At 64.2% G+C, this 26,780-nt stretch carries 20 protein-coding genes; 9 read left to right on the forward strand and 11 right to left on the reverse strand.

The window, feature by feature from the left end; genetic code table 11:
* Nucleotides 1-134: 134 nt before the first annotated feature.
* From KA261_13795 to KA261_13805, 3 genes are all read right to left on the reverse strand, one after another.
* On the reverse strand, nt 135-2,078 hold the full coding sequence (locus KA261_13795; GenBank protein MBP7698873.1) for a S9 family peptidase: 1,944 nt from the start codon (nt 2,076-2,078) through the stop codon (nt 135-137).
* A 188-nt stretch (nt 2,079-2,266) separates the two neighbouring features.
* A complete protein-coding gene (locus KA261_13800; GenBank protein MBP7698874.1) occupies nt 2,267-2,563 on the reverse strand; it encodes a hypothetical protein in 297 nt (98 codons plus the stop codon).
* Nucleotides 2,564-2,593: 30 nt separating this feature from the next.
* Nucleotides 2,594-4,702 carry a tetratricopeptide repeat protein gene (locus KA261_13805; GenBank protein MBP7698875.1) on the reverse strand — a complete coding sequence of 703 codons (2,109 nt, stop codon included), beginning with the start codon at nt 4,700-4,702 and terminating at the stop codon, nt 2,594-2,596.
* Between the two features lie 219 nt (nt 4,703-4,921).
* Between KA261_13805 and KA261_13810 the strand changes: the two genes are divergently transcribed.
* The 9 genes from KA261_13810 (at nt 4,922) to KA261_13850 (ending at nt 16,702) form a co-directional block, all read left to right on the forward strand.
* Nucleotides 4,922-6,325 carry an anti-sigma factor gene (locus tag KA261_13810; GenBank protein MBP7698876.1) on the forward strand — a complete coding sequence of 468 codons (1,404 nt, stop codon included), beginning with the start codon at nt 4,922-4,924 and terminating at the stop codon, nt 6,323-6,325.
* A 731-nt stretch (nt 6,326-7,056) separates the two neighbouring features.
* Nucleotides 7,057-7,791, forward strand: a complete 735-nt coding sequence (locus KA261_13815) for a YIP1 family protein (GenBank protein ID MBP7698877.1) — start codon at nt 7,057-7,059, stop codon at nt 7,789-7,791.
* A 12-nt stretch (nt 7,792-7,803) separates the two neighbouring features.
* On the forward strand, nt 7,804-9,207 hold the full coding sequence (locus KA261_13820) for a TolC family protein (protein MBP7698878.1): 1,404 nt from the start codon (nt 7,804-7,806) through the stop codon (nt 9,205-9,207).
* A gap of 47 nt (nt 9,208-9,254) precedes the next feature.
* A complete protein-coding gene (locus KA261_13825) occupies nt 9,255-10,574 on the forward strand; it encodes an efflux RND transporter periplasmic adaptor subunit (protein ID MBP7698879.1) in 1,320 nt (439 codons plus the stop codon).
* Between the two features lie 2 nt (nt 10,575-10,576).
* The gene (locus tag KA261_13830; GenBank protein ID MBP7698880.1) at nt 10,577-11,281 is read left to right on the forward strand and encodes an ABC transporter ATP-binding protein; all 705 of its coding nucleotides are present in this window, start codon (nt 10,577-10,579) and stop codon (nt 11,279-11,281) included.
* 4 nt (nt 11,282-11,285) lie between these two features.
* Complete coding sequence (locus KA261_13835; protein ID MBP7698881.1) at nt 11,286-12,506, forward strand: ABC transporter permease; 1,221 nt, start codon at nt 11,286-11,288, stop codon at nt 12,504-12,506.
* Between the two features lie 9 nt (nt 12,507-12,515).
* A complete protein-coding gene (locus KA261_13840; GenBank protein MBP7698882.1) occupies nt 12,516-13,769 on the forward strand; it encodes an ABC transporter permease in 1,254 nt (417 codons plus the stop codon).
* 107 nt (nt 13,770-13,876) lie between these two features.
* Nucleotides 13,877-15,220, forward strand: a complete 1,344-nt coding sequence (locus KA261_13845; GenBank protein ID MBP7698883.1) for a GWxTD domain-containing protein — start codon at nt 13,877-13,879, stop codon at nt 15,218-15,220.
* Between the two features lie 21 nt (nt 15,221-15,241).
* On the forward strand, nt 15,242-16,702 hold the full coding sequence (locus KA261_13850; protein MBP7698884.1) for a GWxTD domain-containing protein: 1,461 nt from the start codon (nt 15,242-15,244) through the stop codon (nt 16,700-16,702).
* A 130-nt stretch (nt 16,703-16,832) separates the two neighbouring features.
* Here KA261_13850 and KA261_13855 read toward each other — a convergent pair whose 3' ends face one another.
* The 8 genes from KA261_13855 to KA261_13890 all read right to left on the reverse strand — a co-directional run bounded on the left by KA261_13855 (nt 16,833) and on the right by KA261_13890 (nt 26,708).
* On the reverse strand, nt 16,833-17,294 hold the full coding sequence (locus KA261_13855) for a hypothetical protein (protein ID MBP7698885.1): 462 nt from the start codon (nt 17,292-17,294) through the stop codon (nt 16,833-16,835).
* Between the two features lie 96 nt (nt 17,295-17,390).
* On the reverse strand, nt 17,391-17,594 hold the full coding sequence (locus tag KA261_13860; GenBank protein MBP7698886.1) for a hypothetical protein: 204 nt from the start codon (nt 17,592-17,594) through the stop codon (nt 17,391-17,393).
* Between the two features lie 88 nt (nt 17,595-17,682).
* Nucleotides 17,683-18,375, reverse strand: coding sequence for a DUF1573 domain-containing protein (locus KA261_13865; protein MBP7698887.1), 693 nt, complete (start codon nt 18,373-18,375; stop codon nt 17,683-17,685).
* Between the two features lie 164 nt (nt 18,376-18,539).
* Nucleotides 18,540-19,907, reverse strand: coding sequence for an FAD-binding oxidoreductase (locus KA261_13870; GenBank protein ID MBP7698888.1), 1,368 nt, complete (start codon nt 19,905-19,907; stop codon nt 18,540-18,542).
* Between the two features lie 12 nt (nt 19,908-19,919).
* Nucleotides 19,920-21,323, reverse strand: a complete 1,404-nt coding sequence (locus tag KA261_13875; GenBank protein MBP7698889.1) for an aminopeptidase — start codon at nt 21,321-21,323, stop codon at nt 19,920-19,922.
* Between the two features lie 113 nt (nt 21,324-21,436).
* Complete coding sequence (locus KA261_13880) at nt 21,437-22,738, reverse strand: hypothetical protein (GenBank protein ID MBP7698890.1); 1,302 nt, start codon at nt 22,736-22,738, stop codon at nt 21,437-21,439.
* 149 nt (nt 22,739-22,887) lie between these two features.
* A complete protein-coding gene (locus KA261_13885; protein ID MBP7698891.1) occupies nt 22,888-24,195 on the reverse strand; it encodes a hypothetical protein in 1,308 nt (435 codons plus the stop codon).
* A 203-nt stretch (nt 24,196-24,398) separates the two neighbouring features.
* Nucleotides 24,399-26,708, reverse strand: a complete 2,310-nt coding sequence (locus KA261_13890; GenBank protein ID MBP7698892.1) for a T9SS type A sorting domain-containing protein — start codon at nt 26,706-26,708, stop codon at nt 24,399-24,401.
* Nucleotides 26,709-26,780 lie beyond the last annotated feature (72 nt).

Consider the following 26,780-nt stretch of genomic DNA (forward strand, 5'->3'; position numbering starts at 1 on the left):
AACGGTGATGTCCCAGGACAGGTTCATGCCTGCCAGGTGGAACAGGGCCGATTCTACGGACCCGCCAGGGCAAACCGCGCCCGCGGAGCGCGCAATTCGCCCGATCCGCAGGCGCCGGCCGCCGTCAGCTCTCTTTACTCCTTGCGCGCCTCCCCGGCCGGTTTCAGGTGCCGGGTGAAAAACTCCACCTGCTTGCGGTACTCGGCGATGATATTGACCCGCTTGCTTGCGCCGTGGCCCTCGTCCGGGAAGATGAGCGAGTCCACCACTCCGCCCGACTGCTTCACGGCTTTGATGATCTGCCGCGCTTCCCCCACCGGCACGCGGGGGTCGTTCTCCCCGTGCACGACCAGAAGGGGTGTCTTGATGAGGTGCGCTTTGTGAATGGGGGAGATCTCCCGCAGAAACGCCGGATCGCTCAACGGTCCGTACTCCGATTCCCGCAGCGCCCGGCGGTAGGGGGCGGTGTTCTCCAGGAAGGTCTGGAAATTGGCGATACCGACTTCATCGACCGCCGCGCCGAACAGGTCCGGGAATTCGGTCACCATGCCGAGCACGACATACCCGCCGTAGGAGGCGCCGCGGATGCCGATCATTCCCGGCGCGGCGTAGCCGTTGGCGATCAGCCACTCCACGCCCGCGCGGTAGTCCATGAGCGAGTGTTTGCGGTTCCGGTAATTGTCCATGTTGAGGTAATTGCGCCCGTAACCATCCGAACCGCGCACGTTCGGCGCGAACAACCCGAATCCGTTCAGGAGGAAGTACTGGAGGTTGCGCTCGAAGTAGGGCCGGTACTGCCCCTCCGGGCCGCCGTGGGCGTTCACGATGAACGGGACCGGCTGACCCTGCTTGTAGTTGGGCGGCAGATAGAGGAAGGCCGGGATCTCGAGGCTGTCAAAACTCTTGTAGCGCACCAGTTGCGGCTCGCGAAACAACTCGCGGTCGATGCCCGCGTAGATCGAGAACGTCAGCTGCTCGAGCTTCTCCGACTGCGGGTTCCAGCGCCACACGTCGGGGGCCCGGGTCGGCGAATTGAACGAGATCAAGCAGTTGCCCTGGCGGTCGAACAGCCCGCCCCCAACGATCCCCTCCAGCGGCGGGCTTTTCAGCTCCTTGCCGGTAGCCGCCTCGCGCAGCTTCAGCCGCGCGTACCCGTCTTCATTCAGGATCGCCGCCATGAACCGGTAGTCGCGCGAGAAGCCCAGTCCTTCGACCGCCCACTTCGGATCCAGCCAGCCGTCCGTGACAGACTCCACCTGCGGGCCATCGACCGTCATCCGGGCCAGCCGCGGCAGACCGTCGGGGTTGTCGTTGCAGATGAGCCAGATCGTCTTGTTGTCCGGCATCAGGGTGGGGGAATCATACATTACGTCGCTGGTGTCGGAGGTAATCCGGCGGTGCTCGCCGGATGCCAGATCGAGCAGGTAGAGGTCGTCATCCACGTTGGAATTGAACTGGTAGACGATCATCTTCGATCCGTCCTGCGAGAGGTCGGCCACCCCGTTGTACCCCGGCAGACCGAAAATCTTCCGGTACTCGCCCGTGGCGATGTCCATGCGGTAGATGAAGAAGTCCCGCTTGTTTTCCTCGTTGGAGCGGAAGAAGATCTCCCGGTCGTCGCGCGACCAGGCCACCGAGCCGTACTGCACCTGGTCGCCGGCGGTCAACTGCTTGACGCGCCCCGTCCGGGTGTCCATCAGGTAGAGGTTCGACTGCTCCGAGCCTCCGACCGAGGCCCCCACCACCGCCATCGTCCCGGAGTATGACAGGGCGAAGAAGTCGATGCCGTCTTCAAACGTCGTGAGCTGGTGCGGCCAGCCTTCCCGGGTGAGCCGGTACACCTGGCTGGCGCCCGACATGCTGGACGTGAAGTAGACGTCGCGGCCGTCCCAGCTGTACGCCGTCGGGCTGCAGCCCCCGATCTGGAGGAAGGTGGCGATATCGGGGATGTAGTCGCCTTGGTTGAGGACGGACACCGGCGGTGTGACGGGACCGTCCGACTCCGATTCGGCCGTGCAGGATAGAAGAAGCGTGCTGCCGAGCACCGCCGTGGTCGCAAGTACGAGCAGAAGTCGCATGCGGTTCTCCTGACTAGAGTTCGCGGTACGGGTCGTTCTACCAGGTGAGAGGAAAATAGAAACGGAATGTTCACGTGGCAACCCAAAAACGCGGGGAGGGCGGGGAGTGCAGACCGGGGACAAACAAGCGCGGGCCGGGAACGTCCGTTCCCGGCCCGCGTATGCTGGTGGGCGGCAAGTTGGAGCGCCTATGTGGGCGCCGTGCGGAAGGCGTAGGTCGCGGCGTCGTCTTCCTCGAACACGACGCGGCGGTAGAAATCACATTCGTGGCAGCGTCCCGTCCCGCACCGTCCCCCGCCCGCGCATCCCTCTTGGCGGTCGACCAGCCAGCAGATGCGCCCGCCGCCGAGCCCGCCGTTGACGCCGTCGTACTTCATTGCCGCGGCGACGGGGCACTGGCCCAGGAGGCCCGCCATGAGTCCCCCCGGCTCGCGGCCGCAGTTCTTGAACTCCCAGCAGTTGAGGCGGTGACGTCGTTCCTTCATGTTCTCAGATTCCGGCTAAGCGGTGGCTCCTCATGGATGTCCGTTGACAACCCGCAGCGCGGCGGCGTAGCGCTGGTCCGCCTGCAACTGGCGCATCTGGTTCTCGCTGGCGGTCTCGGCGAACTTGGCGTAGCTCCGCCGGACTTCATCAAAATTGCTCTCGGCCATGTGGCAGAGCATGAGGTACTGATAGACAACGGGGTTATTCGGTTCAATCGAGCGGGCGTCCTTGAAGTGCTTGATTGCCTCCTCGTACATGCCCTGGTTCATGCGCGACCGTCCCAGCCCGATGTAGGCGTGCGGATTGCGCCGGTCGAGCCGAACGACGGTCTCGAAATCCACCGCCGCCGCCCGTTCGTCGCCGCGCTGGAGGAAGAGGTCGCCGCGCCCGAGGTACGCGGCCGCCGACTTGTCGTTCACCCGGATGGCCGCATTGTACGCCGTGATCGCCCGGCTGTGGTCATTGCCGAAACGGTAAATCTCCGCGGCCCGGAGAAAGGCATCGTGGGCATTCGGCCAGTCTTTCACGCCCGCGTGCGCCTGGCCAAGCGCGAACCAGGCATCGGCGTGCCCGGGCTCCTGGCCGACCGCCTGGCGCAAATCGGTCACGGCCGCCTGGTAATCCTGCTCCTGCACGGCCGACAACCCGGAGAGATAGTAGTCCTCCGCAGAATATTCTTCCAGTTTCTGTGCCGTCGATAGCGGCGCCAGCGTCACCTCCAGGGTTTGCGTCTTGCCCTCGGCCAGCGTGATGGTCCCGGTCGCCGGAGCGTACCCCTCCCGGCTGACCGTGTACGAGTGCGCGCCCGGCGGCAACTGCGGGTAGACGAGGTTGCCGACCCCGAGGACCTTGCCGTCGACCGTGAGCCGGGCGCCGTCGACATTCGCCGCGAGTTTCAGTCCCGCCGAACCGGCCGCGCCGGTCGAGGTCTGGGCTTTCGGCTTCGCTTTCGGCGGAGCCGCGGTCTTGCCCGGCGTCTCCCGAGCCGGCGCCGGCTCAGGGACAGTCACGCCCAGGACGGCCGATGGAGCCGCCGCCTCGGGCTCCGCCGCCGCTGCTTCTTCGCCGGTCATCGGCTTGAGCGCGATCAGGCTCAGTTCTCCTCCCGCGACCGTCACGTAGTCCGAAGCGAAAGTCTTCCCGTTGACGAGGACCTCGACCTTGTGGCTGCCCGGAGGCAGAGCCTCGGTCTGGAACATCCCCTGGCCGTTGACGCGGATAGTCTGGCCGAGCTCCGGAAAGACGACCGACGCGCCCCGGTTGACCGGCAGCTGCATGTCGTCCAGGACGATCCCGGCGACTCGCCCCTCGCGGCCCGGACGGGACACGAAGAGCGTGGCGACGAGGAACAGGATGACGACGAAGGCTACGCCGCCACCGACCAGCAGGGGGGTGCGCCCGATCGTCTTGCGGCGCAGTTCGTAGGTTTTTCCGGCCACGGCGATTTCGTCACCCGCAAAGAGCTGCTGGCTGCCCCGCAGTTGAATCAGGTTGCGGTAGAAATAGGCCACCCCTCGGCCCCGGCCGGCCATTTTCGGCGAGGGCCCGAGGTTTTCAATCTCCGCCAGCACATCGGCCGGTTTCGGCTTCTCCCGCTCCGGTCGTTTCGGGGGCTCGATCGGCGCACTGCCCGCAAACAACTGCTCCTTGTCATCCAGCTTCTTCATCAGTTCCTTCTTGTCCTTGTCGCTGAGGAACGCGTCGGCGCGGTAGAGACTGCCGGCGATCGATTTCACTTCTTCTTCGGTCAACCGCCGGATCTTGCCGGAAGCCGTCAACTGCGGTTCTTCGGGCGGCGGCTGTGAACCGAACGAGGCATCGTCGTCTTCCGCCGGTTCCGGCACACAGGCCTCGGAGCCGGCGATCGGGGAGAAGTCGGGGTCGATCGTCGAGGCCGGCGGCCCGGCTGCGTCGGCCTCAGCCGGCGCCGGGGTGGCGGGGCGGTCGGCATCGGCGTCAAAATCGCGGGCGCCTCCGACAAACTCGCGGTCGTCGGACTCTTTCTCGTACACCCGGAATTCGAGATCGTCCTCCCGGGCCGTATCGGCGTTCGGAACCTCCAGAGCGTGCCCGCACTCGCGGCACGTGGTGGCCGACTCCGATATGTGTTCGGTTTTACAGGCGGGGCAGATTCGCAAGATTTGCTCCAGTGCTTTAGGGACTTCTCGATTTTCTACCTATTTATCGACTTAGCGGAAATAATCCTTTAGATGGCCGGGGGCCGCTCCGCGTCTGAAAAGAAAGATGAAACCTTTCGCTAAGAATGACTTGACACCCCTTGGGCGGGGGGGTTATACTCCCCAATTAGTTGCGATAACGAATGATAGCTCCTGTCACCTAGGAGGAGGATACAGTACATGACAAGGCGCTCCAACCGGCTGTTGCTGCTGGCCTTAGCAGCCGCCGCGCTCACTTTCTACTTCGGCTGCAGCCAGCCCGAGGACATTGTAACGCCGGTGACGACCAGCGTACTCACCCTGAACCCGAGCAAACTGCCGAGCCTGCCGAACGGCATGGTCTATGAGCTGTGGGCGGCCCGGTCCGGCGACACCGTCTCTCTCGGCCGGTTCGGGTATGACCAGACCAACCGCGTTTTCCTAAACGAGAGCGGACAGGTCCGCCCCGAGGGCGGGTCCTTCCGGGTGGGCGGCGATGTTCTGGCCTACGATTGGATCTTTATGTCGGTCGAGAATGCCGGAGCCGCGGACACCGATCTTAAGGCGCCGGCCAATTGCCTGCTGCGCGATCGGGCTACCAATCCGCGCGACAACCAGGTGGCGCTCGTGCTCCCCTACAGCGACTCGATCTTTTACTCTACCTGCTACTTCTGCCTGTCCACCCCCTCCGACCGGGACCGCGACACGAACAACATGGACGCCGGCCTATGGTTCTGCCAATATCAGCTCGAGCAGGTGAACCGCGACGTGCGGATCGGGCTGGACAGCGTGACCTACCAGCAGAAGGTGTATCCGCAGGAGTCCATTGGGGTCGTCATTTACACCGACTACACGATCGACCCGGAGAACCCGCTGGAGACGCTGCAGTTGAACTACTCCTTCGACACCCTTGAGATCATTCAGGCGCGGGTCACGATCGACAGCGTGATCATCTCCGATCCGCCCGAGACGGTCATGGTCGCCAATCCCTATTGGCAGCTGGGGGAGCGCATCGACACCCTCTTCGACAACTTTACCCAGGGCACCGAGGGATTCGGGATGGTCGACTACAGCGAGTTCGGCCTGCAGTATCGGGGGTGGGTTATGGCGCAGGCTGTGGAGGCACAGAACGCGAGCGTGGGTACGTTTACGCCGCCGGTCTGGTACCGCGACAACCTGTTCAATGTCTTCCGCTGGCCCGAGGGGAGCGGTCTGATCAGCACCGGCGCTTTCGGTTCGGTCGAAGACTTCGATTTGGGAAACCCGCACTCGGCCAGTACGCGCGTCCCGCCATACCCGGGCGAGGATTTTCTGGTGGATCTCCCCCACGGCGCGGCGGGCCCGCTGAATCTCATCGCCAAAGGGGAACTGCGGTACTATCCTGGGGATGTGTTCATCTCGCTGGAGCCATGGAACTACAAGGATACTACCACCAATTTCCCGCTCATCCTCTACACCGGGTTCCTGCCGTTCGGCGCCAAGGGTGAGCTGTATCCCGACACCACCAGCGACAGCCCCATCCAGTACTTTGTCATGCGGAACCTGACCTCGCCGGACGCGGACATCGGGATGCCCAAAGTGATCGTGGATATCGACCGATTCTAGCCGATCGCTTCTCCGAGCAAGACTTGACAGAGGCCGGCGCGCGCCGGCCTCTTTGCTTTTTCCGGCCGCCCGGCGCCAGTCCGGCACATCTCGGAGTGGTCTCGCCACCGCCTACTCAAGTGATTCTGGACGGCGTTGCCCGGCGGGGTCAAGTTACAGCAGGGCAAGGTCTTACAGCCGACACGATGCTTTGGCTCACAGGGCCCCCCTGGCGCCCGCTCCCACCGCGGCTCATGATCTGCCGCATTATCGCGCCACCGGCAGCGGCGCCGGGTGCTCTGCCCGCCTCGAACGCGGAAGCCGGGTCCAGACCAGGCGTCGAATGCAGCGACGACATTGAGGAGGACCTCCAGCCATCAGCTCCTTTGATCGCGCGCGGCAACCGGGATTCTCCTCCGCCGCAGCGGTACCGCCGCCTGTCCGGTGCGCGGCCGCTGCAGTCGCCATGGTTTTCTGAAACGCCGACTGAGGGCGACCGACGACATGCCCGCTCATGCGCCGGCCGATCACACCGCGGGCAGGCGCGGTGGCGCAGTCGTCGTCCATTAATCCGAATCTAGCTTGATCCGGTCGTATTGTGGAGCTATCCTGTGGGACGGCTCCCGGTCAATTTTGACGTGCCGCGTTGAATAAGCCGCCGAATCGGGGGTACCAATTGCAGCCGACGGCTGGGGAGAGTGAAACACTGGCCGGACGGATGCGTACAACTGTTCCATGAGGAGAAACTGAAGATGGAGAACGTGATGGCTCCCGCGGCGCCCGTGGAGAAAGTGCATCACCCCGGGCTGGGGTTTAAAGGGCTGTGGCAGGTCTTTGTGGCTCCCTCTCAATTGTTCGCGAAGGTCAAAGAGGATCCCAAGGTGCTTGTGCCGTACATTGTCCTCGGCCTGGCCATCCTGGGGCTGATGCTGCTGTTGGCGGACTACATCCTCCAGGCCCAGATGCAGAGCGAGCAGTTCCAGAAATCGCTCGAACAGCGCGGCGTCACCCGCGAGCAGTTGACCGGGCAGGTGCTCACGTTTATGAAGTTGTCGACGGTGGCCGCCGGCACGCTCGGGATGTTGCTGGTGCCTCTGCTCATTGCCGCGCTCGCGGCCTTCTGGGGCAAGTTCGTCTTCGCCGGTCGCGCATCGTTCAAGGCCCTCCTGTCGGTGTCGCTGTTCGGTGAGGTGCTCTATGCGCTGGGCAGTTACGTGACCATCCCGCTGGTGATGGCGAAGAAGAGCATCCTGGTGTCGCTCTCGGCGGCCGCCCTCCTGCCCAACCCCGACCTGACCTCGCTGAGCTACGCTCTGTTGTCAAAGATCAGCCTGTTTCACATCTGGGAACTGATCGTTCTGGGGATAGGTTTTTCGATCATTCTCGGCCTTCCGCGCAACAAGGGAATCTGGGTGGCGGTCTTATCGATGGGACTGCTGGCGATTCTCCATGCGCTCTCAAGCGGAATCGGAGCAATGTTCGCATAGAGGAGACAGTGAATGAGGTTCATGCGTGCCATTGGAATGACTGTTTTGGCCGCGCTTGCGGCCGCCCCGGGGATGGTTTCCGCGCAGCAGGTGCTAACGCTGGACGACTGCATCGACCTGGCCCTGAAAAACCGGGCCGCCGTGATCGCCGCCCGCGGCGATTATGAGATAGCCAAGTGGGACAAGGTCTACGCGATCGGCCAGTTCCTGCCTACCGTCAACGCCGGCTACTCCTATACCGACTACCGCAATTGGGACCAGGAGGCCGAGCAGTTGGTGGTGACCGAGACCGACACGGTGAGCTGGGAGGGGACGCTCATGGACGATTCTCCGGTCACCCTGAGGCAGGAGATTCCGCGCGCCACGGAACGGCGTACCGTTCCGATCGATGACGACGAGGGCACGAACAAGGACCTCTCGATTTCGGCCCGCCTCTCGCTGTTCAATGTGCCCAACTGGTTTGACCTGGCGGCGGCGGGCGCCGCCAAAGAGCAGGCCCGTCTCAACGTGCTCGCCTCCGAGCAGGACATGGTGAAATCGGTCAAGATTGCCTACTACCTCTACTTGGCCGCCGTCGAGGGGGTCGCGGTCGATTCGGAGGCGGTGAAGCGCAGCGAGGAGCAGTTGAAGCTGATCGAGTCCAAGTACGAACTCGGTTCGGCCTCGCGCTCCGACGTGCTCAAGCAGCGGGTCCAGATGGGGAACGACCGCCTCACTCTGCTCCGGTCGGAGAACTCTGTGGTCACCACGCGGGCGGAGCTGGCCTACGTCGTCGGCGTCGACCCGCGCGCCGACGTGGGATTCTCCACCGACTATCCGCGGCGCAGCTATGAAGGGGGGCTCGACGAGGCGATCCAGTATGCGATGGAGCACAACCCCGCGCTGTTGGCCTCCGGGAAATCGGTGGATGCCGCCCGTCATTCGGTGAAAGCGGCCTGGGCGACCTACCTGCCCACCCTGACCGGCTCGGCCTCGATGTCGGCGAACGACGGCACGCGCGGGGATACGGTCACCTACGATTTTTCGTCGAAGAGCCGCACTTTCGGTCTCTCGCTGAACTGGACGATTTTCGACGGGTTCCTCCGCGAGCGGCAGGTCGCCTGGGCCAAGGTGTCGCTGAACAATGCCCGCGCCTACCGGGTCGACCAGTTGAACAGCACGGTCGCCCAGGTCAAGAGTTTCTACCTTGAGATAAAGCAGGTCCAGGAGCAGCTCACCGTGGCCGGCGAAACGGTCGCCGCCGCGGAGGAGGATATGCGCATCACCCAGGAGAAATACAACCTGGGGGCGGCCACGATTCTCGACCTGCTGGACGCCCAGGTGTCCCTGAAGGAGGCTCAGTTGGGGCTCATCCGGGCGAACTTCGACCTCAATCTCGCCATCGCCCGCCTCGAAAGCGCCATGGGGAAGGTCTGAGCCGGCCGCCGGCTTCAGGCGTATACGATAGGATAAGTGAGTCGTCTATGTCGAAGAAGAAACTGCTGATCATCATCGGCGTCGTGGTTGTCGTCGCGGTCCTGGTGATCGCCAACCTGACCATGAACACGTCGAAAGCGGCGAAGGTGCAGGCCGACGTCGTCACGACGCGCGAGATCGTGGAACGGGTGTCGGCCTCGGGACGTGTGCAGCCGCAAACCAAGGTCAACATCACCTCCGAGGTCAATGGGGAAATTATCGGACTCTATGTGCGCGAGGGCGACCGAGTCGAGGCCGGCAAACTGCTCGTCCTGCTCGATACCGTGCAGGTGGCCAGCGATGTGCAGCAGGCCCGCTACGCGCTGAGCGAAATCAAGGCCCGCCTGGACGGGGCCAAGACCACGCTCGACCAGGCGGAGGAGGAATTCCGCCGCCAGGAAAAGCTGATGGAGAAGGATCTCACCTCCGAGACCATCTACAAGAACGCCCGCTACGCCCACCTGAATGCCAAGGCGACCTATGAGGCGATGCTGGCCCAGGAACAGCAGGCCCAGTCGCGCCTCGAAAAGCAGCTCGATTACCTCCAGAAATGCCGGATCACCGCTCCCATGCCCGGGGTAATCACCTTCCTCGATGTCGAGGTGGGGGAGATCGCGGCCGCCCAGACGGCGTTTACGCAGGGCAAGACACTCATGACCATTTCCAACCTCGACGTGTTCGAGGTGGAGGTGGAGGTCGACGAGACAGAGATAGTCAAGGTTGAACAGGGCCAGCCGGTTGATATCGAGATCGACGCCTTTCCGGACACGGTGTTCAAGGGGGGAGTCGTGGAGATCGGCAACACCGCCATTCTCGCCACCACGTCGTCCTCGGGCATGTCGACCAATTTCCGGGTCAAAGTCATTTTCATGGACGTGAACAAGAAGGTCCGGCCGGGCATGTCGGCGACCGTCGACATCGAGACGGCCCGTCGGGACAACGCCCTCTCCGTGCCTTACAGCGCAGTTGTCGTCCGCTCGCTGGACCGGGACTCGCTGGAGCACAGCCGGGCGGGTCAGGGTGAGGGGGAGCCGGCCGCCGGGTCGACCAGCGGCGTGATGGCGGCGACGGCCGCCGAATCCTCGGCCGCCGGGGAATCGGGGCGCGAGGCGCGCGAGGAGGTCCGCGGCGTCTATGTCATCCGCAACGGCGCGGCCGAATTCGTCGCCATCCAGACCGGCATCGCCGACCAGAAATTCATCGAAGTCACGTCCGGGCTGGCCGAAAAAGACTCTGTCGTGGCCGGACCGTACCGCGTGCTTCGCACCATCAATCCGGGCGATGCGGTCGCGCCGGAGGCGGCAGTCCCGATGAATGAGGGCGAATAGCCATGGCGCTCATTGAGACCAGGGATCTCTGGCGCACGTATCAGATGGGGGCCGAACTCGTGCAGGCGCTGCGCGGCGTCTCCATTACCATCGAACGCGGCGAGTACGTGGCCATCATGGGGCCTTCCGGTTCCGGCAAGTCGACCCTCATGAACCTCATCGGCTGTCTCGACACGCCCACCCGGGGGGAATACTACCTCAACGGGAAAGCTGTGTCGGTGATGAACGACGATGAGCTGGCGAACATCCGCAACCGGGAAATCGGTTTTGTGTTCCAGACGTTCAACCTGCTGGCCCGGGCCACGGCCCTGCACAACGTCGAGCTGCCCCTCATCTACAACGGTTCCCCGGCCGCCGAGCGCCGGCGCATGGCTGAGGAGGCGCTCGCGAGGGTCGACCTGGCCGACCGCATGCTCCACAAACCCAACGAGCTCTCGGGCGGCCAGCGCCAGCGGGTGGCGATCGCCCGCGCGCTGGTCAACCGGCCGTCGCTCTTGCTGGCCGACGAACCGACCGGCAACCTCGACAGCAAGACCTCCATCGAGATCATGCGCCTCTTCGACCAGCTCCACCAGCAGGGAAACACGATCATCCTCGTCACCCATGAACCGGACATCGCCCGGCACGCCCGGCGGGTGCTGTCGATTTTTGACGGGCAGATAGCCGGCGACGAGCGGGTGCCGGAACATGCCCGCGTGAGCTATTGATGGTATGGTTGTCCTCCCCATCCTAAACCTCGCCGTGCAGGCCCTCTGGGCCCACAAGCTCCGCTCCGGGCTGACGCTCCTGGGCGTGATCATCGGCGTTACCAGCGTGATCACGATTGTCTCCGCCCTCGAGGGTATGCAGGACGCCATCGAGGCCGAGTTCGACAGCCTCGGCCCGACGACCTTTTTCGTGCAGCGCCACGGCATCATCATGTCCCACCAGGACTGGCTCGAGCAAATGAAGCGCAAGCGGCTCGAAGAGAACCTCGTCCCGCTTTTGGACGAGAGCTGCGACCTGTGCGAGGTCATTTCGCCGGGGGTATGGACGATGTCTGAGGTGAAATTCGGCGACCGCAGCGTCCGCAACGTCCCCGTCATTGGCACCACCTTCAACCGCGTCGATATCGTCGACGTCGAGGTGCAGGAGGGGCGGTGGCACTCGCGGGAGGACGATCTCTACAAACGGCGGGTGGCCTTCCTCGGCCACGTGCTCTATGACGAACTCTTCAACGGCCAGGACCCGGTCGGCAAGGACATCCGTATCGGCGGACGAAAGTACCAGGTCATCGGGCTGGCCAAAGCGTCCGGGAGTCTCTTCGGCGACGACAACGACAAGCAGGTTTACATCCCGTTCAGCGCCCACCGTCAGGACTTCGACAGCGAGCGCGACGGCATCCACCTGGCGATCAAAGCGCGCAGCCTGGCGCGGCTTGACGACGCCATGGACCAGACTCGCATGATCCTGCGGGCCGCCCGCCACGTGCCCTTCGACAAGCCCGATGATTTCGCCATCCTCACGGCCGACAGCATCCTGGACACGCTCAACAACGCCACCCGCCTGTTCCGGATGGGGCTGTTGGGAGTATCGATGATTTCGATCGTCGTGGGCGGGATCGTCGTCATGAACATCATGATGGTCTCGGTGACCGAGCGGACGCGCGAGATCGGCATCCGCAAGGCGGTGGGGGCCAAGCAGACGTACATCCTCCTGCAGTTCCTGTTCGAAGCCCTGCTGACGACCGTCTTCGGCGGCATCATCGGCATCGTCCTCGGCTTCTTCATCGCCCGGGCCCTCGTCGGGATGATCAACATGGACATCTCCCCGTCGGCGCTGGCGGTCATTCTCGGCCTGGGCATTTCCACCTCGGTTGGGCTCATCTTCGGTCTGTACCCGGCGATGAAGGCCGCCCGGCTCGACCCCATCAAGGCGCTGAGCTATGAGTGAGGACGGCCCATGCTGATGACCTTTGTCGAAATGAGGGACTGCGTGCTCATGGCGCTCGGCTCTCTGCGCGCCAACAAACTGCGCTCCGGGCTGACCATCCTCGGGGTGCTGATCGGCGTCGCCTCGGTCATCGGCCTGGCCTCGCTCATCAACGGCCTCAACGCCGCCATGGAACAGGAGATCTCCGGCATGGGCGCGGCCGCCATCATCGAGGTCGAACGCCTCCCCGCCATGCGCGACTGGGACGACCTGACCGAGGAGGAGCGCAACCGGCCGGAGTTGACGGTCGGAGAGGCGGAGGCGATCCGCGACCACTGCCCGTCGGTCGACGGCGTGGCGCCGACCAATCACTACTGGGCCCCCGGCGGCAACGTCGTCAAATACCAGAACCGGAAAGTCCCCAACGTGCGGTATTTCGGCACCTGGCCGGACTACATGCGGGTGCGGGAGCGCTCGCTCCAGCAGGGGCGTTTCCTGGGCAGCATGGACGAGGCCCGGCGGGCCCACGTGGCCGTCATCGGCCATGACATCGCCAACACCCTCTTCGAGGGACGCAATCCGATCGGCCAGGAAATCCGGGTCAACGACGAACGGTTCGAAGTGATCGGCGTCTTCGAAAAGGCCAAGTCGAATTTCGGCAACACCTACGAAAACAACGCCGTCGCCATCCCGCTGTCCACCTTCGAAAAGATCCACCCCTGGGAGGAGGCGCTCGGGCTGTCGGTGCGCGCCGTCACCCTCGACAAGCTCGAGCAGGCCAAGGAAGAGGTCATCGGCGCCCTCCGCGTCTACCGCAAGGTCCCCTTCGGAAAAGAGAACAACTTCGACCTGCTGACCCAGGACGCCATCCGCGAGCAGGTGGAGAAGATCACCGACTACATCTACATCGCCATGCTCGTGATCACCTCGGTCGGACTGATGGTGGGGGGGATCGGGGTGATGAACATCATGCTCGTCTCGGTCACCGAACGCACCCGGGAGATCGGGGTCCGCAAGGCGATCGGCGCCAAACGGTCCAACATCCTCCTGCAGTTCCTCACCGAGGCCACCTCCCTCAGCGGCGCGGGCGGAACGGCCGGCATTATCATCGGCGTGCTCTTCGGAGTCGCCGTCAACAGCGCGATCGGCTTCCCCATCGCCATCTCCGTCTTCTGGATCGTCGTTGGCTTCCTGGTCGCTGTCTCAGTGGGGATGATTTCCGGCATGTACCCGGCAGTCAAGGCGGCCAAGCTCGACCCGATCGAGGCCCTGCGCTACGAATAACTGGTTTCTTTCTTCCCGGCCCCGGATATTTTTGATCTTGCCGCCGGGGTACCGCCGTCGATACCTTGGAACGGACCGGAAAACCCCTTCGTTTAAAGGGTGATATGGTGAGAACCTTCCTTCGCCTGACCGTCCTCGGACTTCTGGTGTGGGTAGTCGCCGCGGCCGCCGCTTTCGGGCAGTCCCCGCTCCTGCGCCGCGCCATCACCGGGGAAGCCAAGAAGCTGATCGTCGGCACCGGCGTCTTTCCGTCGGAGGAGCCGGGTCGGGTGCGCCTGGAGGTCTACTACCAGGTATACAACTACGCCCTCGACTTTCAGCAGTTGGGCGGGCTGTTCCGCGCCCGCTACGTGACGACGATTCGGGTCAACGACCGGAAGGCGGACACGACGGCGGCGGTGTCGCGCGAGGAGCGCGAGGCGGTTGTCGATGCGCTGGCGAAAACGACGTCGACCGCCGACTACCGCGCCGCCCAGGTCAATTTCGATCTGCCGCCCGGCGACTACGAGGTTCTCTTCCTGATCGAAAACGTCGGCTCCTCGGCCATCCTCAAGCGGGATTTCGACCTCCGCCTGGAGCCGTTCGACAGCCGCTCCGCCGAGCTCTCGGATATTGAACTGGCCCAGGCCGCCGGGCCGAACGAATCGGACTCGGCCGCCGGCGCTTTCGCCAAGGGCGAGTTCATCGTGGTCCCGTCGCTCACGGGCTCCTTTTCCGGCGACGACGGCGGCCGCCTGCTCTTTTACCTGGAAATCCACCGCGGGGGCGATTCCCTCAGCGAGGTGACCGTCGTCACCGCCCTGCGCCACGAGAGCAAGGGGATGGTGTACCGCGACAGCCTCACGACCGCGCTCCCGCAGCGCATCACCCGACAGCTCCGGGAGATCTCGCTGGACGGCTTCATGCCCGGCGATTACAGGCTGGAGGTGTCGCTGCACGGGCGACGGTACAAGCAGCTCGACCAGCGGCAGGCCGAGTTCCGCATCCCCTGGACCGCCGCGAGCGTCCTGCGCTACGACTGGAACGCCGCGCTCGACCAGTTGGAGTTGATCGCTGACGGCAACGAGATCAAGCCCCTGCGGAAGATCGACTCGCTGGCCGATCGGGTGGCCGCGCTCGACCGCTTCTGGGCAGAGCGCGACCCCGATCCCACCACCGCCGTCAACGAGATCAAGGTCGTCTTTTACTACCGCGTCGATCTCGCCAACCGCCTCTTCAGCATTCTCAACATGGAGGGCTGGCGCACCGACCGGGGGCGGGTGCTGATCCGCTACGGCGAGCCGGACCAGATCGACGACTACCCGCTCGTCGCCGACCGTTACCCCTACCAGGAGTGGCACTACTACAAGGACCGCCGGTACCGCAAATTTGTCTTTGTCGACGTGAACGATGACGGCGACTACCGCCTGCAGTATCCGTACGATGGCCTCTACCAGCGGCCGGATTTTTGAGCCGAAGAAGGATGGGCACTGATGCAACCGACCCGATTAATCGTTCTTGCAGCCGCGGCGCTCGTGGCGGGCGCCGCGCCGGCGCAGTCCGGAACGGGGGAGAACCTGACGGTCTACGCCGGCTTTGCCGTATACCCGGACCCGGCCTACGACACGGTGGCGCTGGTTCAGGTGCCGTTCTCGCTGGCCCAGAACGAATTCGAGTTTTTCCGGCCGACCGAAGTCGACAGCTTTCTCTACGCCCGTATTTTCGCTCAGATTGACCTCCTGGGAAACGCGGGCGTGGCTGTGGATTCCGCCTCTACCTATTTCTCGGTGCGCGTGAGCGACAGCCGCGAAGCCCACGAGACGGGCATCCGGATCTTCAACAAGCTCCTCCTGTTCGCCCGTCCGGGGGTGTACTCGGCCCGGCTGACGGTAATCGACGCGGTGAGCAAGCGCTCCGGGTCGGCCTTCCTGGATCGGATCGTGGTCGAGCCGCCGCGCCGGGACGCGGTCGCCTTGGGCGGTCCGTACCTGGCCTACAGCGCCGCGCCTTTCACCGACTCATCGGCGGTCAACCTCCGCCTGGTGGAGAACGGGCTCGCTGTGCTGCCCAACCCGCTCGGCGTTTTTGGAACCGGCGACAGCACCATGTACTGCGTGGGCGAGGTGTACCAGCCGGGGAAAGAGGTCGGGCATGCCGGCCCGTCCACCCGGCTCACCTTTGAACTGCTCGATTCCCGGGATTCGCTGCTGCGCGTGTTGGGGGCCCGGCCGGCGTTGCCCGGCGGCGCCACAATCGCCTTCACCGAGCGTTTCGACATCGGCGGCTGGCTGCCCGGCGTGTACCGCCTGCGGGTGGTTGCCGACGACTCCGCCGCCGCCCGCGCCGATACCCAGGTCGTGCGGTTCGCCGTGGTCTCGCCGGCCGATCTCCTCGTCATGCGCGACCAGAGCATCCCCGGCGATCCCTACCGCCTGCTCACCACCGACCAACGGACGGCGCTCACCTGGTACTTCCTCTCTCCCGAGCAGCAGAGAGTGCTCGAGCGGTTGACGCCGGAGGGGAAGGAGACTTTCCTCGCCCAGTACTGGGCGGAGCACGATCGCGACCCCGCCACCCCCCTGAACGAAGGGCGGGTCGATGCCGTGGCCCGCTTCCACTATGTCAACGAACGGTTTTCGCTGACCGAGGCGCGCGATGACGGCTGGCGTACCGACCGGGGACGGGTTTACCTGGTGTATGGAGCGCCGGATGAAGTGGATGATCGGGTGGTTCCGCTGACCGATCAGCCCGGAATCGGGGCGGACAACTCCGGCCGTCCGTACCAGATCTGGTACTACCGGGGCGTCGGGGAGGGGAAGCTGTTCGTGTTTGTGGATGCCCGGAGCAACAACGAGTACCGGCTCGTCCACTCCAACGTTTACGGCGAGGTGTACAACAAGTACTGGGAAAGCCTGCTGCAGCAGGGTTTCCCGGATCTCGACCGGGACCTGTAGAAGCGGTATAGGGTTGCGGGCTCCGGGCGGGGCCCGGTTCGACCTGCCCCCGCCGACAAAATAACGCCGCCGATCGTATCCGATCGGCGGCGTGCGAGTTTTATCCGTTCCGGCTCCGGCCGGGGCGCGCTCAGTGCCCGCCCCTCGGCAGCACCTTCGTGGCTCCCGCCTGATTGGCGACGCGGACCGTCCGCTTCACCGGTACGGTGAACCGGGCCGCTGCCCCATTGCCGTTGCCCGGCGGGGTGGCCTCGATCGTGAACGACTTGTCGAACGACATGGTCCCGGCCGAGGCGCGCAACGTGACCTTGCCCTCCACCTGCTGGCCCGGCCCGATCTGTTTCGGCAGATCGAGATCGAAGTAATCCCCCTCTTCGGCGATCAGGTGAATGTCGAGGGTCTGCTCCGACACGTTCTTGAACGTGATCGGCGACTGGTCGATCACCTTGTCGCCGAGCTGCGACAGGTCGATCTTGTAGGGGCTGATGACCAGGGGATAGGTCGAATCCGGCCGCAGCACGACGGTGGCCGTAATCGAGACGTGCTTGTCGGGCGCGCCCTCGTTGGTCTGAATGCTCGGGCGCTTGGTCACCCGGCTCGAATACGTCTTGGTGTCGAAAATGATTTGCAGGCGTGTGCTGTCACCGACAGCAAGCTCCGACTTCTCCAGCGGAGCCTTCGTGCAGCCTCACCCAGGCACCACTTTCAGAATCTTCAGCGTGTCGTCGCCAGTCGAAAACAGCCAGAATGAGTGCGAGATCGTGGAGTTCTGCGGCACGTACCCGAAATCGAAATCCGATTCGGGCATCGTGAGCCGGGGAGCTCCCCAGGCCGACCCCGCCACAAGCGCCGCCGCCGCCAGCCCGAGGCATGTGGTTTTGAGTCTTGTCATGTTCGTCGTCTGACCCCTGGTAAAAACGGTTTGTTCTGTAACTCTATAATATACGCACTAAATCCCCTTTTGTCGACCCCAAACCTGCCTAGTAGAACTTCCGCCGCACGGGAATCGTGACGTGCGTGTTTCGCTCGTCCCGGACCAGCAGCGTGATCGACGTGCTGAACTCCGTGTTCCGGAACTCCGGTTTCACTCGCACCGAACCGCTCGCCGAGCCGTTGGCCGGGATCTTCTCCGGCAGCACCAACTCGATTTCCTCCGGCGCTAGCGAGAGCAGCTCGATCGACAACTCCTCGCCGGAATGATTCGTCAGGGTGAACGGCAGGCCGTCGATATCCTTTATCGCCGCCCGCGACAGCTCGAACCGGAACGGCTTGACCGTCACCGGGCGGGCGGTCTCCGGGTCGTCCCACACCTGCCCCTCCAGCGACAACCGCAGAGTCTGCTCGGAATTGTTGAAGAAGACCAGGGGGGACCGGAAGATGGAGCCGTGCGAGCGACCGATATCCCACCGAATCCCCAGCAGCACGCTGTCGCCCGGCGCCAGCACGTTCTTCTCCAGTTCGCTCGCCGCGCAGGAACACCCCGTCTTGACATCGGTGATCGTCACCGTGTCGGCGCCCGCCGAGCGCAACCAGAAGTGGTGCACGAGGACTGAATTCGGGGGGAGAATGCCGAAGTCGAACTTGTCCAAAGGGGCCACCAGGCGCGCCTGGCCGAAAGCCGTTGCCGCCGTAAGCAGGCCGATCCCCACGATGCCGCCGAGAACTTTCATCATACCCCTTTATAACGTATTTCTACAGTTCGGTTCCGCCAAATCGCCATGCAAGATAGACGGCCTGACCGGGCCCGTCAAGAACTACCCGGTTGCGCCGCAACCTGTTAATAATCAAGTGCATATACCGACGGTGCGGTGGCGCCGGGCGCCCCGCTTTCCCCGGCTCATGACGGATCGAAGATCTTGCCGGGATTGAGAATATTCGCCGGGTCAAACTGCGCCTTTATCCGCCGCATCAGGTCGACTGTGTCGCCGTGGTGTTCCTGAAAGAGTCTCTTGTGGCCGAGACCGATGCCGTGTTCGCCCGAGATCGTCCCGTCCACTTCGAGCGCCTTTCGGATGATCATCTCGTTAGTCTGCCGGGCCGCCGACCACTCGGCCGCATCCTCCCGTCGCGCCAGCAAGAGCGCGTGCAGAAGCCCCATGCCGACATGCCCGAATGTGTGAATGGCAAGGCCCGCCGCATCCGCTGTCCGGTAGCAGAACTCCACCAACTCCGCCAGGCGGGAAATCGGGAAAGCGATGTCGTTGCGGAGAATGGAGTATCCGGGGCGACGATGCTTCACGGCGTCGGTTGCCCAGTGCCGGATCTCCCACGGATTCTGCCCTTCCGCCAGCGTGATCCGCCGGCCTCCCATCTCCTCGCAGATCCCGGCTGCAAGTTCGGCGTTGGACGCAAGCACGGCTTCCGGGCCGTGGTACTCCAGGAACAGCGAAGGGGCCTCGGTGAGGCCGTACTCCTTCAGGCGGTTCAGGGCCTCCAGCAGCCGGCCGTCGAGGAATTCAATGGCCGCCAGATCCAGTCCGTAGCGCCGCATCTCCGACACCGCCCGCGAGGCCGCTACTTCGTTCCCGAAGGCGTAGGCTTCCTGCCGCCGTCCCTCCGGCAGCCCGGCCAGCCGGATCGTGACCGCGCCGATGATCGCCAGCGTTCCCTCCGACCCGCTGATCAGATCGACCAGGTTGTAGCCGGAGGATCTCTTGACGGCCCGGTCGCCGAGCGTGAGAATTTCCCCAGTCCCGGTGACCACCCGGAGGCGCAGGACATAATCACGCGTGCCGCCGTATTTCACTGAATAGATGCCGCTGGCGTTGGTCGAGACCATGCCGCCGATGGTCGCTACATCACCCGAGCCGCCCGGTGAGGGAGGGAAGAACAACCCGTCGTCTTTCAACCTGCGGTTCAGGTCATCATATATAAGTCCTGGTTGTACTTCGACTTGCAGGTCTTCCGGCCAGTATCCGAGAATCGCCGTCATCCGGCTGAGATCGAGCACAATTCCTCCCTCCACCGGTACAGCCGATCCCTCCAGCGCACTCCCTCCCCCGCGGGTCGTAATCGGAACCCGGTGAGCGCGACAGAGGCGAACCACGGCCGCGATCTCGTCGATTGTCACAGCCCAGACCACCGCGCGCGGCGTCACCGGCGTCGTCGTCGATTCATCCTTCGCCGCCACCCGCAGATGGTCGGGGTGGGTGCTGAACTGCTCCGGCGGAACCAGCCCCGCCAGTCGGCTCAGAAAATCATCCATGGTCCGCGCCGCCTACTTCAGGCGCTTGGCGGCCTGGTAAAACGGATCCCAGGGCGGCAGCACCACCGGCGCCTGGTCGAGCTTTTTCCGGTCGGCCTCCGCCAGCAGCCGCTTCTCCACCGCCACCAGGTACACGTTGGTGTCAAACCAGTCGTTGTACATGATCCAGTAACCGTCGTTGCCTCCTTTGTCCCCCCAGCTGTTGGCCACGAGCCACTTGACGGGCGACCCATCCGCGGCGGTGTCAACCCCGACCAGCGTCATGGCGTGGTTCGGGTAGCTGTCGCGCAGGGTGATGCGGTCGGCCTTGGCGATAGCGAACGACACCCCGAGCGTCCCCTCGAAATCATAGATGCCGTTGCGGAGAATGCCGGAATCGCCGAAATTGTCCACGCCGACGTCGCACGCGAACCAGACCGCCTGCGAGTCGAGCAGCGCTCTCAGGCAATACTCCTTGAGCCGCGCGACCGGCAGGTTGAGCATGGTCAGGTCCGCCCGGTCGGCCATGTTGCGGCTGCTCTCGATCCGGTAGAGCGTGTCGTACCCCTTGGCCGGGTTGTCCATGAGGATGGCGTAGTCGGGGAGCGGTCCCCCGAAGATCTCGTCGTAGAACGACCGCGGCGTGTAGGTTTTCGGCTCGGTGACCACCGAGTCCTTGACCTTATAGCGGAAGGTGAACTCGGTCGGCGGCGGGCCGTAGGCGGCGACGAGGAGGCGGTAGATCTCCGCCAGCATCCGTTCCTTGCGCGCCCGAAGCTGCGCGACATCCGCGCCCCCGGCGGCCATCCGCCGGATCTCCGCCGCGAAGGCGCGCAGCTTGCGCTCGGCCAGCGAATTGACCGTCCCCGTCGCGCCCGACTGCTTCGTCTCCGGCATCGCCGTCAGCGGCACCACGCCGTATTTCTCGATCAGCGCGGTGGCATAGTGCCACCAGCCGCCGTCCCCGAAAGGACCATCGAGCGCCACCGCCAGTTCCCGGTCATACAGCGGCCGCTCCCGCAGGCGGATCATCTCTTCGAGAAAGAAGTTCGCCTTTTCCATCTTGTCCCAGAAGGCGAGATACGGCTGGGAGAACTGGAATTTCGACAGGTCGAGCTTGGTGCAGACCCGGGGGGAGAAGACATTCAGTCCCGCAAAAAGCCAGCACCGGCCCGAGCCGGCCTGGTTGGTGATCCCGGTCTCCTTGAGGCGCACGTTGAACAGGTCGTCGAAGGCGGTCACTTTCTCCCGGCTCAGGGCGAGCGCTCTGAGGTCGTTGTTGGTGACGGCGTTGACGGTGGCCGGCGAAAACCCGGTCGCGTCGTAGTCGGCGCGAATCCTGGCCACCAGGGCGGGATCCAGGCCGCCCTCCGCGGCCCACACCGACGGGCCTCCGATCCACAGGGCGGCAAGGGTACTGAGGATGAGCGGGCGCATGTGTTGTCTCTCCCTTCTGAGCGTCGATATTCCCGACCGTTGGCCGGCGATTTTCCCGGCAAGGTAGCGGATTTGCGCGGAGCGGGCAACGGCGATTGTCGCCGCGGGCGGGATTATCGGCGGATGCGCACCTCGACCCGGCCCCCCGACACGGTCGCCAGCGAGAAACCCGTCAGCCGGCCGCTCCCCTCCCAATAGAGAAACGGCCCGCTGCCGAAGGACGCCCCGCTGAAGAACCCGTAGACGAGCACGCGCGTTTGTCCGTTGACATAGGTGCTGTACACATCAAGCCGGGTGTTGTAGACGTGAGGGACGATCCGTCCCCGGAACACGAACCGGGCCGCCACGAGCGAGTCCTCGGCTTCCACTGCGAGCTCGTTCTCCTCGAGCCGCAGGGTCGCCCGGCTGTCTTTCGGGGGGGGCGGCGCGAACGGGCTCTCCGCGGGCGCGTCGCGGTTGAGAAACATCCCCGGGTCCGGCACATACTCGCCCAGCACCGCCCGCATCAGCAGCACGAGATCCTCGATCGTTCCCGTCCGCGCGTCGCGGTTCATGTCGGTGGCCGCCAGCGAGGCGGTCCGGCGCCGCGCCAGGGCGGTGTCGCCCAACAGGAGGTACTTCGCGAACATCCAGGAATCCTCGATCTCGTAAGGGATGCCGTTGAGATTGAGATCCCCCCGCGGATCGGCCGCGCAGGAGCCGCCGCGCAGGACGACGCCGCCGTTGATCAGATTCACAAACGGCACCGGCGAGGACCGCCGCTCCGATAGGCACGTGTCCGGCGGACCGAACCAGCCCGGAAGGGGAGAGGAAAAGCGGGAGATCTGCCACCCGGTCGGTTCGAGCACCAGTTGCGCGATCGTTTCGACCTCGTTGTGCGGCAACGGGGTGATCGAGGCGGGCACGGAAATCCGGTTGTCGTAACACGACCGCCAGTAGAACCGGACCGGCGAGTAGCGGCAGCCGTACTCCGGACCCGGCGCGGTCCGGAAAACCAGCGAAAACAGCCCGACCGGCTTCGCCGCACGGTTGTAGCAGGCCGGCACGTGGGTCGGCGTGAGACTGGCCACCGAGACGATCCGGACGGTGTCGGTGGCGCGCCCGTATTCGTTGCGCGGTCCGCCCGGCCCGGCGTGCCACGTGAAGTACTCCCAATCGCAGGTGCGGCCCACCTCTCCCTGGATGACCGACTGAACCGCCAGCGGGCCGTTCTCATAGGTAATGAGGAAATCAAACCCGGCCATGCTGGCCCAGCCGGTCTCCAGCGACACCGCGACCGTGCAGACCGCCCCGGGCGCCGCCGGGTCCAGCCGCCCGATCCGCACCGTATACGGCTCCACCGTCTGGGCGCGCGCCGGGCAAGCGGAAACCACCAGAAGCAGGATAAAGGAGAAGCATGTGATCGGGCGGCTCATTTCAGAAGCACCATCTTGTGCGATTTAGCCTGTCGGCTGTCGCGATACGATATCAATAAAAGCCGCCCGATGCAACCGTTCGATCGCGACCTTGCACCCTCGCCCATTGCCGACCACCGGCGCCCCGCCGGGCGCCGGCTCGCTGCCTCCTATCGCGCTGATCCCTCGCCGGATACTACTGTCGCCCTCACCGGAATGCCCTGCGCGGTGGCCGCATCGATACTCAGTATGGTCGGATGGATATCAAACGTGAGGAGAGGTCCCAGCGTGCTGTCTCCCTCCGGCGACCAGACCAGCAGCCGGGTGCAGTCCGTAAATGGATGGTATGAAAACTTGAGTTCCATTTGAGGGTCGGAGAGAGTCGGGGTCACGTTCCCTTCAAGAATCATGAATACACCACCCATCGTCTTCTCCGATTCCACGCTGATGGTGGTGTCGGAAACGGTGAACCAGGCGGGCACGGCCGGTATGGGCGTGGGGTATGGCAGTGCATCGCCGACTACAATCCGGACCAAGTAGACCAGGTCGGCCACCCGCAGGAATTGCCCGTCAGCGTTGACATCGGTGGCGGCGATCTGCTTGCCCTCGTCATGCGTGAAAACCACCGTGCCGTACACGAAGTAGTTTCTGAAGAGCATTAGGTCGGCAATCGTGTTCGCCCAACCGTCGAGGTTGATGTCGCCGCGCACGTCGATCGAGTCGGCGCAGGCGATGGCGATCCCGCCGTTCGTGAAGTCGATCAGCCGCAGCGGTTCCGGCTTGTTCGGCCCGCCCGCGGTCTCGCAGACCGCTGGGGCGCCAAAATTGGTCGGGAAGGCCGCATCCGGGTCCTCGATCGCTATCGGCCCGATGATGGTATCGAACGGATAGTCGTAGACATGGCGGCTGATAAACAGCGTGTCACCGGTCTTGGACGCAATCGCGTTGTCGCCGCAGTCGTACCAGATGAATTGGACGGGGATCTGCGTGCACTCATATGTCCGATCGTTGGTGACCAGGAAGGTCAGCTTGAACAGCTCGGTGTCGGTCGTGCTGGCGAAGCAGTCGGCGTAGTTGGCGCCGTTGTTCATCTCGGCGATCGCCACCACCCGCACCACGCCGCTCGGACAGGGCGCACCGCCGCATATGGCGTTGGCCCCGTAGCGGTAGGTAAAGTACTCCCAGCCGCAGGTCTGCAGGAAGCTCCCCGGCGAGACCTGCTGCAGCGTCAGCGCGCTGGAACCGTACTGAAGCAGGAAATCAAATCCACCCAACTGGAACGAGGTGTCAATTTCGCCACTGAAGGAAACGGAGATATCTTCGAAACTGCCCTGAAATGTTTCCTCGGTCGTCTCAATGACCACGCTGAGCGAACCTTCCCGGTGGTCTTCCTCGTCGTTGTCGGTTGGAGTTTGCGGATTATCGCAGCCCGCCGCCGCCAGAACGGCGATTGCACAGCACTTGATGGCATAATGCATAGCCGGTGACTCCTTGCGCCACGATGTTGTTTGCAGAGAAGCCTGCTTCCCGCTGGTGCGGGTAGACGATAATCTAGGGCGGCGAGATAGTTCCGTCAAGGCGGAATCCGTGCCTCCGCGCTGACAGGTCAGGTACCTGGGTGCCGGTTCGCCGAGCAGGCCGGGGAAGCCCGCTCCGAAGCGGGGGGCAGCCCCCCCGCCTTCTACTTCAGGAGCATCATCTTGCGGGCAGCCGCGGTTTCCCCCGTCGCGAGGCGGTACACGTACACTCCGCTGGCGGCGACCCGGCCGCCGTCGGTCCTCCCATCCCATACCAACCGGTGGTATCCGGCCGGATAGTCCCCAACCTGGCGGTACACCCGCCGCCCAAGCGTGTTGTAGATCTCGAGCGTGACCCGACCCTGCCTCGGCAGATCGAACGGAATCACGGTTTCAAGATTGAACGGATTGGGGCAGTTCTGGTGGACGGCAAACGTCGAGGGCAGCGGCGGTCCCCCGGCTGTCCCGTCCGGATTATGCTCCCCGACCGGTGTGGCTGGCGGGCCGGCTATCTTCACACCGCCGTTGAAGAAGTCCACCCGTCGAATCGGGGCCGGGTGCGGCATCGCAGCCGCATCGCAGTCACCGACCGCCCCGCCGGTCGCGGGGAACGTACCGAGCGGGTCGGTGATCGCCAGGAACGAATAGACTTCGCCGTCTTCCGCCAGAACGCTGTCAAGGTCATACACCTCCCGTGATATCAGGAGGTCGGTGTACTCTGGGATCTCGGCGATGAGGCGCGCGGCGAGGGCGTTGGCGGTGCAATCCAGCCAGAGGAAGCGGACCGGCACGAACACGCCCGCCCAGGCGGGTTCGGCGCTTTCCAGAAACTCGAGTGTCGCCAGCGAAAACGGCGCGGCCGGGCGGAAACACGAAGGGTGCGCCTCCCCGTTGTTGGTTTCGGCCAGGCCAACCAGTCTGAGGATGCCCGAGGGACACTCGGGGCAGGCCCCTCCGGCGCCGTAGCGGTAAGTAAAATACTCCCAGCCGCACGAATCATAAACGGAGCCGGGCGACACCCCCTGCAGGTTAAGGGCCGCCGCCTCGAAACCGATGGTGAGGTCAAAACCCTGGAGCTCCAGGTTGTTTTGGGTGACCGTGAGGTCCAAAGCATGCCGGCCGCCGGGTGTATCGCCGCCGATCCGCTCGATCATCACGGCCACAGGGTCCCGGTTCAGGTGGCGGTAGTCGAATTCGCAATACGCCGTATCAACCGCATCGGCGGCGCCGATCCGGATGGTGAAAGTCTCTTCAAGCTCCGCCGGGGCCAGCGGCATCGTGAAAGATCCGTCCTCAGGGTCAAACGTGAAACCGCCGACGGGCAGAGGGGAGACGCCGGCGACAAACAGCGCGACCGGACCGCATTCCTCCGGATCGACGGCCTCCACCTGCATCTCGAAGAAGGGCGGGCTGCCGGGGGGAGCGTTCACCAGCGTGTGGCACAGCGAGCCGGTAAACAGGGGCGGCTGGTTCTCGTCCACCCGGACCCAGAACCGGCAGATCTGGTCCCCGGTCGTCATGGTGTCGCCGTAGTGGGCCGCCACGCCGATTTCGAACACCTGCCCGGCATCCTCGGGCCGCCCCCGGAAGCGATACTCGCCCGTAGAGCCTTGCACGCTGCCGGGGTAGTAAGGCATGGGCGCGATGCGGTAGAAGATTCCTGTCGGATCATCCGGAAAGTCGGGATCGATCGCCCGCAGCCGGCAGGAGAGGGTGGCGCAGACGGCCACCGACAGAGTCTCGGAGGGGCATTCGACAAACACCGGCACAACATGGCGCCGGGTATCGATAATAACCTGACCTTCATGGGAGAACTGCCCGGACGTCAGCCCGTACGTGACGACGAACCTCTGGCCCGCGTCGGTCGCCGCCAGCTCGGCCGTCAGGGTCGAGTCGGTGAAGAATATCTTCCCCGCCGGCGCCGGATCGATCATTCGAAGCGCCACCGCCGGCTCGTCGCACCAGTCCGGTTCAGAGATGCGGTAGGTCACTGCCGTAGTCCCCGGGGCGTCAGCCGCAATCACCGGCGTCTGCGCGTGCATGGTGTCGCCGCCGAGCATCCAGATCAGCCGGGCGTGCTCGTCGCGGTATAGCACGCTCAGGTGGGCCCGGTTTTCCGGGAGCGTCTCAATGTCCTGGTTGTTGATACAGGCGCCGACGACCACCCTGCGGATCCGCGCCGTGTCTTCGGGCGCCGGATACCACACCCATCGGCCGGTCTTCTCGTTGATCCGGCCGCACCCGTCGATCAGCCGGTAGCGCACCCGTCCCTGGGCCTGGGGCTGGTTGGGAATGATTGCCTTGAAAATGAAAACGGCGGAGTCGTCGCAGCGGGATACCCGCAGCAGCCGCCGGGGCTCCGGTGAAACGAACACCGGCGGCTCGAGTTCATCGGGCGGAACAGCCAGGCTCGACGCAGCCAGGAGACCGGCCGCCGACAGCAGTGGTAGCAAGACAACTAATCGAAAGAACATGCGCCCTTCCCCTCGTTCATAGTTCCGTGATGTTCGTGCTATCATCGACAAACATACCTAATTTCCGAGAAA

The sequence above is a fragment of the Candidatus Zixiibacteriota bacterium genome, from assembly GCA_017999435.1.
Taxonomy (GTDB): domain Bacteria; phylum Zixibacteria; class MSB-5A5; order GN15; family FEB-12; genus JAGNLV01.

Excerpts from the sequence above, each read along its gene's own strand:
- KA261_13835 (MBP7698881.1), top strand. The coding sequence starts at position 11,286 with ATGGTTGTCCTCCCCATCCTAAACCTCGCCGTGCAGGCCCTCTGGGCC.
- KA261_13815 (MBP7698877.1), top strand. The coding sequence starts at position 7,057 with ATGGAGAACGTGATGGCTCCCGCGGCGCCCGTGGAGAAAGTGCATCAC.
- KA261_13825 (MBP7698879.1), top strand. The coding sequence starts at position 9,255 with ATGTCGAAGAAGAAACTGCTGATCATCATCGGCGTCGTGGTTGTCGTC.
- KA261_13860 (MBP7698886.1), bottom strand. The coding sequence starts at position 17,594 with ATGACAAGACTCAAAACCACATGCCTCGGGCTGGCGGCGGCGGCGCTT.
- KA261_13820 (MBP7698878.1), top strand. The coding sequence starts at position 7,804 with ATGAGGTTCATGCGTGCCATTGGAATGACTGTTTTGGCCGCGCTTGCG.
- KA261_13810 (MBP7698876.1), top strand. The coding sequence starts at position 4,922 with ATGACAAGGCGCTCCAACCGGCTGTTGCTGCTGGCCTTAGCAGCCGCC.
- KA261_13880 (MBP7698890.1), bottom strand. The coding sequence starts at position 22,738 with ATGAGCCGCCCGATCACATGCTTCTCCTTTATCCTGCTTCTGGTGGTT.
- KA261_13870 (MBP7698888.1), bottom strand. The coding sequence starts at position 19,907 with ATGGATGATTTTCTGAGCCGACTGGCGGGGCTGGTTCCGCCGGAGCAG.
- KA261_13875 (MBP7698889.1), bottom strand. The coding sequence starts at position 21,323 with ATGCGCCCGCTCATCCTCAGTACCCTTGCCGCCCTGTGGATCGGAGGC.
- KA261_13830 (MBP7698880.1), top strand. The coding sequence starts at position 10,577 with ATGGCGCTCATTGAGACCAGGGATCTCTGGCGCACGTATCAGATGGGG.
- KA261_13840 (MBP7698882.1), top strand. The coding sequence starts at position 12,516 with ATGCTGATGACCTTTGTCGAAATGAGGGACTGCGTGCTCATGGCGCTC.
- KA261_13885 (MBP7698891.1), bottom strand. The coding sequence starts at position 24,195 with ATGCATTATGCCATCAAGTGCTGTGCAATCGCCGTTCTGGCGGCGGCG.
- KA261_13795 (MBP7698873.1), bottom strand. The coding sequence starts at position 2,078 with ATGCGACTTCTGCTCGTACTTGCGACCACGGCGGTGCTCGGCAGCACG.
- KA261_13890 (MBP7698892.1), bottom strand. The coding sequence starts at position 26,708 with ATGTTCTTTCGATTAGTTGTCTTGCTACCACTGCTGTCGGCGGCCGGT.
- KA261_13800 (MBP7698874.1), bottom strand. The coding sequence starts at position 2,563 with ATGAAGGAACGACGTCACCGCCTCAACTGCTGGGAGTTCAAGAACTGC.
- KA261_13865 (MBP7698887.1), bottom strand. The coding sequence starts at position 18,375 with ATGATGAAAGTTCTCGGCGGCATCGTGGGGATCGGCCTGCTTACGGCG.
- KA261_13850 (MBP7698884.1), top strand. The coding sequence starts at position 15,242 with ATGCAACCGACCCGATTAATCGTTCTTGCAGCCGCGGCGCTCGTGGCG.